Here is a 12704-nt window from a genome sequence, read left to right as displayed (position 1 = left end):
ACGCTGAATCTTCTTCTAACGCTAACCAAGACGAGAACGTATCCATGTTATTGAAAAATCTACGCCCTGCTGACGAGTACGACCGCTTTGCCTCGCAAGCACTGGAACCCTGGGATGTGTTGTTCGTCACCCGCATCCGCCAGATTGCCCGCGACTTGCCGCCGGGCGCCCTGGTCGATATCGGCACCGCCACCGTCGTGGTCCCGGTGCGTCTGGCGGCCGACCCGGTTTTGAAAGGCTGGCATTTCATCGGCCTGGATCTGGACGAAACCATGCTCGAAGGAGGCCGACCGCGCATCGAAGCGCTAGGCCTGAGCGATACCATCGAACTCAAGGTCGGCGACGCCCTGGACCTGCCCTTCGCGGACAACAGCCTGACCATGGCGGTCAGCCGTGCCACGTTGCATCACTTGCCGGACAAGCTGAAAAGCCTGACGGAGATGTATCGCGTACTGCAGCCGGGCGGGGTTGGCCTGGTGCACGACATGCGCCGCGACGTCGCCCCCGACTTGCTGGAGAAGTTCACTCAAATGCGCGCTTCAGTGGGTTATCCACCGACCCATGTTGAAGAAAAAGTCACCCTGGAAGAAGCGCGCGCGCTGGTCATCGAAGCGGGTCTGGACCATTGCACGGTAGTGACCAGCCCAAGTTCCGGCATGGGCGCACTGGGTTTCGAAATCCTTATCAAAAAGCCTTTGCTGGCTTGATACGCAACTCGTCGGGGAAAAGGCTATGGATCATCGTTTAGATAGGGTTGAGCACTTTAACGAAATGCTGGGCGGCTCACGGGTACAGTGTGGCTTTCTGTCGCCGGAGCACATGCCGCTCGTCATAACGCCTGTCGACAGTACGCTAAGCGATGACCGCGAGGCTTTTACGACGTGGTATCGCCAGCACCAGGCAATCTTTGACAGCATGCTGCTGGAGTTCGGTTGCCTGTTGTTCCGTGGTTTTCCATTGCGCGAAAACGCGGACTTCCAGGCCATTGCGCAACACTATCCTGAGCATGCGTTCGGTTATATCGGCGGCGCCACGCCACGCAAGAACATCGAAGGCAGAGTCTACGAATCGACACGCATCCCGGCCACCCTGAAAATCGGTCTGCATCAGGAAAAGGCCTACATGGCGCACTATCCACAGAAACTGGCTTTCTTTTGCAAACAGCCCTCTGACCAAGGCGGCGAAACCATACTGTGTGATATGCGAGCCGTCACCCGTCGCCTGTCACCGTCATTGATCGAACGCCTCAGCGCCGCGCGCATCCAGTACTTGCGCAACTTCCGTGCCCCCAGCACACCCGAGAATGAACCGCGTAACACCCATATGCGCGAATACCACCGCCCCTGGGATGAAGCGTTCCTGACCGATGATCCGCAGCAGGTGGAACAGCTGTGCCGCGATACCCACCTCGATTACCAGTGGCTCGACGATGGCAGCATCACGGTCTCGCATACCGGTGATGCCATGTTGAAACATCCGCTGACCGGCGAAGCGATCTGGTTCAATCAACTGTCGACCCAACACAACAACGCCCGCTCCCTCGGCAAGCCGGGCTACGCCTACATTCAGCACGCCTATCAGGACAAACCGGCACGCCCTTACGATGTGCGGCTGGGCGACGGCTCGCCGATCTCGGAGGATGAAATCGCGCCGATATACGACGCCTTGGAGGCGCAGGAGATTGCGTTTCCCTGGCACAGCGGTGACATGTTGTTGATCGATAACATTGCCGTCGCCCATGGCCGCAATCCCTACAAAGGCAAACGCGATGTCCAAGTCGCGTTGTTCGATTGAACATGAACAGTCAAATCCTGCTGACGGACGAAACACACGGGCTGTCCGAACCTGCCCTGCACCGTGAGGTGCAGTTGGCACCCACGCGCACTGATGAACCCTATGCGGCGGCGGCCAAACTGATCCGGGTCAGCGCTGGCAGTTTCCACTTCGAGGTCCGCGATCTGCAGTTCCGGCGCGGTCGACATACCGCCATCATTGGCCCCAATGGTGCTGGCAAAACCACCCTGATCGAAGCCTTGCTCGGCTTCCGTCAGGCGCATCTGGAAGAAGCGCAGATTCTGGGGGTTGCGGCGTCGCGTTTTCTGCAAAGCACCCGGCACCGCAAGCGGTTGGGGGTGCAATTGCAGCGGGTCGAATATGAAGACTCGTCGAATGTCAGGGAAATCCTCGATTTGCATCAGGCCCTGTACGGCAAGCAAGACCCGCAGGTGGCGCAGGCACTGGATATCGAAGCGCTGCGCAAACTGCCCTATCGGGCACTGTCACGCGGCCAGAAACAGCGGCTCGATTTGTTCGTGGCGCTGGCACACCACCCGGAAATCGCAATCCTTGACGAACCGTTTACCGGGCTCGACCGAGCGTATATCGAGCGCGTCGCACACCTGCTGCGCTACGACCTGGCCGACCTGACCATCATCATGATTTGCCACTCGGAGGAGGAGCTGGATGCCTCAAGCGATGTGGTGTGGGTGTGCAACGGCGGCGTTAAGTATCGAGGCGATAAAGAAGCATTGAAGAACCGCCTGGTCGGCGCCTTCCATGCCTATCTGCAGCTGGACGACAGTGATCATATCAACGCCATCTATCACCAGCTGGAACGCGAAAGCACCACGTTGCGGTTGTCGAGGCCATCAAACACTGAAATCAGCGTCTATGGCACGCAGGAACTGGATCAGTCGATACGCCGCCTGATCGGCAATGTTGCGTTCCAGCACTTTGAGTTCGGCCCCACCCATTACCGCGACATGTTGCACCTCTGCGCCCAGGGAGAACAGGATGTTTAGCATACTGGCGATATTGACGCGCAACGAGCTGCTGGGGTTTTTTCGCAGCAAGTCGGCGCTGTTCTGGGCGCTGGCCTTTCCCATCCTGCTGTTGACCGTGATGCTGATGGCTTTCGGTCATCCTGGTTCACTCGGCACGGTAAATATCCAGTTTCTGGAGGCTGACGCCCAGGCCAGTTCGGACACCAGTTGCCAGCTAGCAATCCAGCAGGCATTTGCTGGCGGAGATCCGGTAAAGGCCAATTTTTCAACCGTCAGCAGCACTGCCCCCATCGCAGCAGACACGGTACGCATCGTCTTTGCGGCCGGCGACGAACCGTTGCAGGTGCACTATGACTTCAAGGGTCAGCTGGCGGTACGCGCCGCAGCGCGCGTGATCGAGATCGCCGCGGTCAGGTGTTCAGCGGCCAGACGCGGCATCGTCTCAACAGACCTGGTGCGTTTCGAGGATACGGCCTCCGGTGCCAAGCCCTTCGACTACGGCCAGTTCTTTACAACCGGCATTCTGGTCATCTGTTTGATGTCACTCGGCATCATGTCCACCGCCTTATCGATTGCAAGCTTGCGTGAACATAATGCACTCAAGATCTACGCCTGCTTTCCAGTGCCGAAGCTGGTCTTTCTGGCCTCTATTCTCGTGTCGCGGGTGCTCATGATGCTGATTTCTGTCGGCACCTTGCTGCTGGTGGCGCGGTACGGGTACGGCATTGATATCTCGCTGTGGAGCGTGCAGTCCATGCGTGCGTTGCCGGTCATTCTGCTGGGCGGCGCCATGTTGCTGAGCCTCGGCACCCTGCTGGCCAGTCGCACCTCCTCGGTCAAGGAAACCGAATTGCTGTGCCATCTGATCCATTACCCGGCCCTGTTCTTCGGCAACCTGACCATCCCGTTGAACGATGCGCCAGCCTGGATCAAAAGCATTCTCTCGGTGATTCCGATCAACCAGTTTGTCTCGGTACTGCGCCAAGTGATGCTCGAAGGAGCGCCCTTGCCTTCGCTGTGGCTGCCCTTGTTGGCCATGGCAGGCTGGACCACGTTGTTTCTCACCGCAGCCACCTTAATGTTCCGCTGGCACAAGAGTTAAGCCCGGGACTCAGGCATTTCATTGCATCTCTATCCAAGGAAACCCGCATGTCTATCAGCAAGCTAGGCCGTGCCTATTTGTCGAATGCCAGCGCATTCATTCCGGTCATCGTGTTCCTGTTGTATGGCCGTTTCGGCCCGGGTGAGGCAGGCGTACGCTGGGATACCGCGTATGTGCTCAGCGGTATTCTCAGCATTGCGCACCTGTTCTGGCTGTTCAATTACCGCCCTGGCCATTGGATCGCAATGGGCGTCGACCTGTACCTGATGATTGGCGCCCTGTTGGCTTCGGTCTCTACCGCTGCGTTGCAAGTGTGGGGGCAGGAGCTGGGTGCTGCTCCCGTGCTGGCGTGCGTATTGGTGATTGGCATGGGTGCCACCCGGTTTTCTCCACTCGGCTTTATCGGCGAAACCAGCAGCGACCAGGCTTTGGTCCGAAAACTCTCTGTGATGTTGCTGATTGGCGCTGCCATCGCCGTCGCGGTGTCACTGGCTTTTCGCCATAACACGCTGCTGGGAGGCGTATTGCCGGTCGTCGCATTGGTGCTGGTACGCAGCCAGTTGCTCAAACGCATGGTGGCGGCGCAATGAGCGAACTGGAACATACCGTGGACCGACAAGCCTCGGGACTCCACGCGTTTCTGGCCGAAGTCGCCGAAGTTCTGGGGCAGGCGTCGCTGCTGACCGGGGCGGACTGTGCCCCCTATGAAATCGACGTTGCTCATTGCCGCGGCAAAGCGGCGGCGGTCGTCATCCCGTGCGATACCCACGCTGTCAGCGCGCTTATGCGCATCGCGGTGCGCCATCGCATACGGCTGGTCGCCCAAGGCAACCGCAGCGGATTGGTGGGCGGTGCCGTCACCGACAACTCCGGCAAGCAAGTGATCGTCTCACTTTCGCGCATGCGCCAAGTGCGCGAGATTGATCCCTTGAACCGCACGGTGATTGTCGAAGCCGGCACGCTCTTGTCAGCACTGAATCGCACACTGGAAACCCATTCGCTGTATTTCCCTATTGATATCGGCAGCGACCCGGCCATAGGCGGATTAATTGGCGCCAATGCCGGCGGCAGCCGCTTGCTCAAGCATGGCGACGTGCGCCATAACCTGCTCGGTATCGAAGTGGTGCTGCCCGATGGCGACGGCACCGTGGTGCAACTCCTCGCACCGCTGCGCAAGAACAATACCGGGCTTGACCTCAAGCAGTTGTTTGTCGGCACCGGTGGCGCCTTCGGCATCATTACGGCGGCGACGCTTGAGCTCAAACGCATCGACCAGTCGACGCAAAGCGTGTTTGTGGCCTTGCCTGACCATGGGACAGCGCTTGAGGTGTTGCAGGCTTTCGAACTTCAATTTGGCGATCTGCTGTGCGCGTTCGAAGTGATCTCCGAGGCGGCGCTCGCCATTACGTTGCGCAACTTCCCCACGCTGCGCCACCCGTTCGGCCAATCGTCGGCAAGCTGCTACGCCCTGATTGAGATCGCCAGCAGCATGCCTGGCTTGCACAGCCTTTTTGCGCAACGAACCGAACAGGTGCTGGAAGCGCTGTATGAAAGCGGCCGAATTCTCGACGCCGCCTTTGGAAATACCAGCAGCTTTTGGCCACTGCGAGACAACCTGCCGCTGGCCATCGCCAAGGAAGGTATCCCACTGTCGTTCGACGTAGCGTTTTCGCGCTCACGCTTGGTCGCTTTCCGTGATCAGGCTGCACAGTGGTTACAGCGCGAACATCCGCTGCTACAGCTTTACGATTTCGGCCATTTTGCCGACGGCGGCTGCCATTTGATTGTGCTGGTGCCGCACGCCCACATCAGCCAGTACGGCATCGCCAAGGTCGTCGCTGTGCGTAGCGGCATCTATAAGCTGGTGACCGAAAACGGCGGCTGCTTCAGTGCAGAGCATGGCGTCGGGCCTGTGAATGCAGCTTATTACGGCAAGTACACGCCCCCAGAGGTGCAGGAAATCAGCAGGGCTATGCAGCTTTTAATGGATCCCCAAGCTGTGTTGGGCCGCTACCGCTACACATAGAACCAACCTCCTGCGCATTTCATTTCCAGGAAAAATCGGGCCTGACGATGGCACAGCAAACAATAGGACACATGATGATTACCGGCAAAATGCTCATCGGCCAGTCGGCAGTGCGTGGCGACAAAGGATTGCTGTCTGCAATCAACCCTGCCACCCATGAAACGCTGGGGCCTGACTTCGGCGTCGGCGGTATCGCTGACATTGAACAGGCCTGCACGTTGGCGCAGCAGGCCTGCGATCGCTACCGCGCGACCACGGCAGAACAGCGTGCCCAGTTTCTGGAAGCGATCGCCACGGGCATCCTGGCGTTGGGGGTCACGCTGATCGGGCGCGCGTCTCTCGAAACCGGATTGCCGGCAGCGCGCCTGATCATCGAACGGGGTCGCACCGTGAGCCAGTTGCGACTCTTTGCCCAGGTGGTGCGCGACGGCCACTACCTCGGCGCCACCCTCGACTGCGCATTGCCGACACGCATCCCTGCTCGCCCCGACCTGAGGCTGCACAAAATCGCGCTCGGCCCAGTGGCTGTATTTGGTGCAAGCAATTTTCCCCTGGCGTTTTCGGTTGCCGGCGGCGACAGCGCCGCTGCCCTGGCCGCTGGCTGCCCGATAGTGGTCAAGGCACACGAAGCTCACCTGGGTACGTCTGAACTGGTAGGCCAGGTGATTCAACAGGCAGCCGCTGCCCACAACTTGCCAGAGGGCGTGTTTTCCCTGCTCATTGGCGACAGTCATCCGTTCGGCCAGTCCCTGGTCAGCCATCCCGCGATCAAGGCAGTCGCCTTCACGGGTTCGCGACAAGGCGGTCTGGCGCTGATGCGTACCGCGGCGCAACGCAGCGAACCGATTCCGGTGTACGCCGAAATGAGCTGCATCAATCCCGTGTTCCTGTTGCCGCATGCGCTGTCGATGCGCGCCAGCGAAATCGGCCGTGGATTCGTTGAGGCTCTGACGATGAGTGCCGGCCAATTGTGTACAAATCCAGGTTTGGTGATTGCCCTGGAAGGTCAGCCGCTGACCCAGTTTTGCAGCACGGCCCTGGACGCCCTGCACAAAAAGGCGGCAGCAACCATGCTGACGCCGGGGATTCATCATGCCTACCTCGCTGGGATCGAGGAGACAGGCAACATCAGCGGTATTACAACGCTGGGCCAAGGGTGCCCTGCAGAAAAGCCAAGTGCCGCGCAGGCCACAGTGTTCGTAACCGATGCAGCCACCTTTCTCACAACAGAACGGCTTGGCGACGAAACATTCGGCCCCAGCTCGCTGATCGTCGCCTGCAAGAACGAAGATGAAATGCTGGCGGTGGCCGAGCACCTGTCAGGACAGCTGACGGCGACAATGCAATTGGATGATGCTGATCATTCGCTGGCCAGAAAGCTGCTGCCCATTCTTGAGCGCAAGGCGGGCCGCATCCTGGTGAACGGTTATCCGAACAACGTCGAGGTCTCTCACGCGATGGTACATGGCGGCCCGTTCCCGGCCAGTTCGGACAGTCGAAGTAGCGCCGTCGGCGCCAGTGCCATCGACAGGTTCTTGCGGCCGGTGTGTTATCAGGACCTGCCGGCGGCTTTGATGCCTGAAGCGCTACAGGAGGGTAATCCGCTCGAGCTGTGGCGCACGGTCAATGGCCAACGTGTGCTTGCCTGAGTCGCGGAGATCGCTTAATAGCCTGCGCTTTCAGGTTCGTAACGCACAAAGCGCCAGCCCGTCTGTTAAAAAGTCGCTTTGATCTGTAGTCCTACAGCCAATGCGTTTCCTCTTTTTTTACCGAAGAACGCGCCCGGTTCGATGTAGTACTGCATGTCCGGTCGCACCAGCAGCCAGGGCGTGACTTGCGCGCCATAGTTGAGTTCAAGCATCTGCTCGCCGTTGTCGAGGCTGGCGATCATGTCTGACTCCCCAAAATTGATTGCAGCCGCTTCTTGCTCATCGCGCGTGCGCGAATTGATCACGGCGCGGCCATAACCAAAGGCGATAGTATCTTTGGGGCGGTTTGCAAAGGGCTTCTGCTTGACCAGACCCACCGAATACCAACGACGCATCGGTGAAGTCGCAGCGTTACTGGTGGCCGCTTGCCCGAAAAGGCGCAATACGCTTTCAGGGTCTTGCTCGTCCTTCCAGATGGCCTGATCAAACAACACGTAAGCCCCGGTACGGTTACTGCTCTTTTCTGTGCTGCCAATTTTCTGGTAATTGGACGTGTCGTAATACCAACCGACTTTGTACTGACCATCCAGAAAGGCATGATTATTGAAAATCGCCTCCAGTGGCAAAATAGCCCCGGTGGTGCCGTTGCTGGGCATGGAAAACGCTTCAGAAGGGCGTGCGTTGTGCTCCGGGTTGACTTGGAACACAGCGGTTTGCAGCGTTAGAGACGGGTTAACGTCGTAACGCAGTTCTCCCCCCCAGTGTGCCGTCGGATAGTTACCCCATCCACTGCCGCTGGACATGGTTAACGGGTGTGCACAAAAACCGGCGCTCACAAAGTTGGTCAGGATGGGCATCCCCCCAAATTCGGTGCCCATGACCATATATCCAACCTTGGCCGACAGGTCTTTGGAAAACAGATTGCGTTGATAGCTGAACTCGGTCAGCCGGGTGTATTCACCCCCATAGTTTTCCTGAGCTGATAAGCGGTTACCGAGCAAATCTTCCGTGGCGCTGTGGCCACGACGGTCATTGATAATGATCTGCACCACGCCAGCATCCGGAGTGTCGAGTAACTTGCTCAGATCAAACTGCGCGCCAATGCGTATTTGTTGCGCATAGCGAGTGCCGCGTTTTATCCCGCCGTGCAGGTTCGAAATCGTCTCGGAGCTGTATTCACCCGTCAGCTTAATCCCCTTGTCGACCAGCTTCTGTCGCTCCCCTCCCCAATCGCCGGTGAGTGTTGAGCGACTCATCAAGTCCGTAGAATCTGCCAACGCTGAAGCAGGGGCCAACATACAGAACGACAAACCGCTGCACAGGCTGGTACTCAGCAGCGCGCGGAAAGAAAAAAACATTCGAAAGGTGCTCCGTTGAAAAAACGCAGATGATCAAGGCTGTTTAGCAAGTCGCCTTATGCTGCTTGCGTCAGGGTGTAAGGACTGGATTGGATTGGATAACGTCGCTTGACGTTAGTAACAACGCTTAAGTGTAAGCATTAGCTTTTTTGGAATACATCCAACTCTGCAAGAAACATTGTTGGTGCGTTCGTAACAATTCGCCTGAATGCCAGCTCTTGAACTAACAGGCACGAACCTGAAGCGATGACTCAACAGATCTGCTCATCGTGCCTATGACTCATTGCTCGTTGGCCACCCAGCACCGATGACGTTCTGCACCTATTGAGTCGCTCACGACTACTTGATTGTTACTGTTTCATCAATATTGTTTTCCAATGCGCTGGATTTATCCGAGGCATCATCCGATTAAAATTAGCCTGCTAGCGCAAACAAAGTCACAAAATCCAACCCTATAGAGCACTGATGCTCCGCTCCAGGTTTCGTAGAACCTTCAGTCCTTTGTGTGCAACTGCGCGTTCAGCATCCGACTCACCGGGTAACGACCTGGTTTTTCAGCGCTTTAACGCTTGATTGACGAGGTGCCAGAGGATTTACGCCCAACCAATTACGTCCGAATCGATCATTCGGCCGGGCTGTTCGCACCGACGACGAACAGTTTTGTATTCACCCATAGAGCATTCATGAAAATGACGGATGACCATCAATCACCCACTAAAAGACGGGCAATCAGCTCGCTCGCGAGAATAATATTTTCCCTCTTCGTTTTTGCTGTTGCAGTGACATTGATATACGGCGGGGTCATGTTATTGGCCCTGGACGGATCAAGTTATTATCTAATAGCCGGGTTGGCTTATTTGCTACTCGCCCCGTTATTGTTATGGCGTAAACGTTTCAGCATTATATTTTCGGCACTTATTTTCCTTGCTACATGCGTCTGGGCATTTTATGAGGTAGGTCAGTTCAGTTATTGGGAACTGCTGCCACGCCTTGTCGTTCCAGCCATTATCCTGACACTTAGTTTGTGGGTGGGCGCGACGTTCCCGGGTACATCCCTGACGACTCGGCGCATGGCTAACCGGTTTGGCTTTGCGGTATTTGCCGCGTTGATCGCTACCTTTATTGCTGCGTTTTACCCTCACGGTGCGATCTCAAATCCTGTGGTCGCGTCGAAGGCATCCGAGCCGAAGGAACCTACTGCCGATACGCCTGAAAATTGGGAATACTATGGTCGCAGCGCATCGGGTACCCGGTTTGCGCCTTACACGCAGATCACCCCAGAAAACGTCAAGGACCTACAGGTCGCCTGGACATACAGAACAGGGCGCAGAACGACCGGGGCTGGTGCAGGCGTAGACGAAAACACGCCGTTGCAGATTGGCAACGTGCTGTATTCATGCACACCAGAGAATCTGATCACCGCACTGGATGGTGATACTGGGGCTCCTCTCTGGAAGTTCGACCCTAAAGCCAAAACCGAAGAACACGTCACCTGCCGCGGCGTGGGTTATTACGACATCGATAAAGACGACAGCCTGAGTGCTGAGGTCAAGGCTTCGCACGACAACGACCAACAATGCCGTCAGCGCATTCTGGTGTCGTCGGTAGATGCCCGTCTGTTTGCGCTTGACGCGCACACCGGCGCCCTGTGTTCGAGCTTTGGTGAGAACGGTTACGTCGATCTCAAGAAAGGCATGGGCCCGACCGAGAAGAGCAAACGCTATCACCCAACCTCTCTGCCGGTTGTGATGGGTCATCTGACCGTAGTCGGCGGCTGGGTGCGTGACATTGTAGCCGGCGAGCCTTCAGGGGCCGTGCGTGCATTTGACGTGCTGACCGGTGATTTGGTCTGGGCATGGGACATAGGCGCACCTGAGGGTAAGGACGCTACTGCCGACGATCACCAGTTCACGCTGGAAACGCCTAACGTATGGACTATTCCTACTTACGATAAAGAGTTGAACCTGGTCTACCTGCCAACAGGCAATGGCCCACCGGACTACTGGGGCGGTGATCGCAACGCGGCCAAGGAAAAATATGGCTCGGCGGTTGTAGCTGTGGATGCATCGACCGGTAAAGCCAAGTGGGTTTACCAGATCGTTCACCACGATGTGTGGGATTACGACCTGCCTTCTCAGCCAGTCATGTATGACTGGAAGAGCGCTGACGGCGAGAAAACGCCGGTTTTGATCCAGACCAGCAAAACAGGCAATATTTTTGTTCTGGACCGTCGTACAGGCAAACCTGTTACCGAAGTTGAAGAACGTCCGGTTCCAACCTCACCTGCTGCTGAAGGCGAGCACCTGTCACCGACTCAACCGTTTTCGGTCGGAATGCCAACTATTGGTGTTGAGCCACTGACTGAGAAGTCCATGTGGGGCGTGACGACTTTCGATCAACTGTACTGCCGGATCATGTTCAAGGACTCCGTTTACGTGGGCCCGTTTACACCTCCGTCCGAGAAACCGTACATCGAATGGCCAGGCTTGTTGGGCGGTATGAACTGGGGGGGCATCTCCATCGACGAAAATACAGGCATGATGTTTGTTAACGACATGCGTGTGCCCCTGCGGATGTCGCTGGTGACGAAGGAAGACACCAGCAAGTTCAAAGTATCGACTGACGAAGTGCCCGGTTTCATGGGAACCATTCGCCCACAAGTCGCCGGTATCTATGGCGGCGTGAGAATCGACATTCTGCAATCGCCACTGGGCGTGCCGTGCAATACACCCCCGTTCGGCAGCATGAGTGCGATTGATCTCAATACTCAGAAACTGGTGTGGCAAGTGCCTATGGGCACCGTCCAGGATACCGGCCCTATGGGAATTAAAACCCACATGCCGATACCGCTGGGCATGCCAACACTGGGTGGTCCAACCTCAACAGCCTCGGGCCTGGTGTTCTTTGCAGGGACTCAAGACTACTACCTGCGTGCGCTCGACTCGGCAACCGGTAAAGAAGTGTGGAAAGCACGCTTGCCTGTCGGCGCAGTGGCCGCACCGCTGATCTACAAATCACCGGTTACCGGGAAACAATACGTGGTGATCTCTGCAGGGGGCATGAGCCACTCCCCTGACGTAGGTGATTACATCATTGCGTATGCATTACCGGACAGCGCTGAAAAATAAACGGCTGGTTGCGTTTATGTAAAAAATAATCCCCGTTTACGGGGATTATTTTTGAGGCAAACAAAAAGCCCCGAGAGCAGAACTCTCGGGGCTTTTTAGGTAACGCTGAAGCTGTTAAGCCCAAGGCAAGACCTAGAACGGAATATCGTCATCAAAGCTGTCGAAATCCGGAGCTGGCTGCGGGGCCTGCTGTTGCGGCGCAGGGCGCGACTGTTGCTGTTGCTGCGGTGCAGGGCGTTGAGCCTGCTGACGCGGAGCCGACTGTTGTTGCTGGTAGTTGTTGCCACCACCCTGGTTTTGCTGGTCGCCCTGTGGACGGCCACCCAGCAGTTGCATGGTGCCTTGCATGTCGACCACGATTTCGGTGGTGTAACGCTTGATACCGTCTTTTTCCCACTCACGGGTTTGCAGCTTGCCTTCGATGTACACCTGCGAACCCTTGCGCAGGTATTCGCCGGCGATTTCGGCCACTTTGCCGAACATCGATACACGGTGCCATTCAGTCTTCTCGACTTTCTGACCGGTTTGCTTGTCAGTCCATTGTTCGCTGGTTGCCAGACTCAGGTTGGTCACGGCATTACCGTTAGGCAAGTAGCGAACTTCGGGATCCTGGCCGCATGTGCCGACCAATATAACTTTGTTAACCCCACGGGCCATA

Annotated in this window: 10 protein-coding genes; 8 read left to right on the top strand and 2 right to left on the bottom strand. The window is 56.9% G+C overall.

The window, feature by feature from the left end; all coding sequences use genetic code 11:
• Positions 1–44 precede the first annotated feature (44 nt).
• The 7 genes from PPTH39_RS06870 to PPTH39_RS06840 all read left to right on the top strand — a co-directional run bounded on the left by PPTH39_RS06870 (position 45) and on the right by PPTH39_RS06840 (position 7560).
• On the top strand, positions 45–707 hold the full coding sequence (locus PPTH39_RS06870; protein WP_094999489.1) for a class I SAM-dependent methyltransferase: 663 nt from the start codon (positions 45–47) through the stop codon (positions 705–707).
• A 25-nt stretch (positions 708–732) separates the two neighbouring features.
• Positions 733–1794, top strand: coding sequence for a TauD/TfdA family dioxygenase (locus PPTH39_RS06865; protein ID WP_095021270.1), 1062 nt, complete (start codon positions 733–735; stop codon positions 1792–1794).
• Between the two features lie 2 nt (positions 1795–1796).
• Positions 1797–2801 carry an ATP-binding cassette domain-containing protein gene (locus tag PPTH39_RS06860; RefSeq protein ID WP_130871811.1) on the top strand — a complete coding sequence of 335 codons (1005 nt, stop codon included), beginning with the start codon at positions 1797–1799 and terminating at the stop codon, positions 2799–2801.
• The gene (locus tag PPTH39_RS06855; protein WP_094999492.1) at positions 2794–3885 is read left to right on the top strand and encodes an ABC transporter permease; all 1092 of its coding nucleotides are present in this window, start codon (positions 2794–2796) and stop codon (positions 3883–3885) included. Before PPTH39_RS06860 ends, PPTH39_RS06855 begins: the two co-directional genes overlap by 8 nt.
• Before the next feature lie 47 nt (positions 3886–3932).
• The gene (locus PPTH39_RS06850) at positions 3933–4475 is read left to right on the top strand and encodes a permease (protein WP_130871810.1); all 543 of its coding nucleotides are present in this window, start codon (positions 3933–3935) and stop codon (positions 4473–4475) included.
• Positions 4472–5911, top strand: coding sequence for an FAD-binding oxidoreductase (locus PPTH39_RS06845; RefSeq protein WP_130871809.1), 1440 nt, complete (start codon positions 4472–4474; stop codon positions 5909–5911). The genes PPTH39_RS06850 and PPTH39_RS06845 overlap by 4 nt, the downstream gene beginning before the upstream one ends.
• A 71-nt stretch (positions 5912–5982) precedes the next feature.
• A complete protein-coding gene (locus PPTH39_RS06840) occupies positions 5983–7560 on the top strand; it encodes an aldehyde dehydrogenase (NADP(+)) (RefSeq protein ID WP_130871808.1) in 1578 nt (525 codons plus the stop codon).
• Between the two features lie 65 nt (positions 7561–7625).
• Here PPTH39_RS06840 and PPTH39_RS06835 read toward each other — a convergent pair whose 3' ends face one another.
• The gene (locus PPTH39_RS06835) at positions 7626–8918 is read right to left on the bottom strand and encodes a carbohydrate porin (protein ID WP_094999496.1); all 1293 of its coding nucleotides are present in this window, start codon (positions 8916–8918) and stop codon (positions 7626–7628) included.
• A 689-nt stretch (positions 8919–9607) separates the two neighbouring features.
• Here PPTH39_RS06835 and PPTH39_RS06830 point away from each other — a divergent pair.
• Complete coding sequence (locus PPTH39_RS06830) at positions 9608–12046, top strand: membrane-bound PQQ-dependent dehydrogenase, glucose/quinate/shikimate family (protein WP_130871957.1); 2439 nt, start codon at positions 9608–9610, stop codon at positions 12044–12046.
• A 132-nt stretch (positions 12047–12178) separates the two neighbouring features.
• Here PPTH39_RS06830 and PPTH39_RS06825 read toward each other — a convergent pair whose 3' ends face one another.
• The gene (locus tag PPTH39_RS06825; RefSeq protein ID WP_016779190.1) at positions 12179–12703 is read right to left on the bottom strand and encodes a single-stranded DNA-binding protein; all 525 of its coding nucleotides are present in this window, start codon (positions 12701–12703) and stop codon (positions 12179–12181) included.
• Position 12704 lies beyond the last annotated feature (1 nt).

Origin of the sequence: Pseudomonas bubulae (assembly GCF_900618535.1) — a bacterium.
Lineage (GTDB): Bacteria > Pseudomonadota > Gammaproteobacteria > Pseudomonadales > Pseudomonadaceae > Aquipseudomonas > Aquipseudomonas bubulae.
The sequence above is the reverse complement of the archived record's forward strand: the minus strand, read 5'-3'. Positions and strand labels throughout refer to the sequence as shown.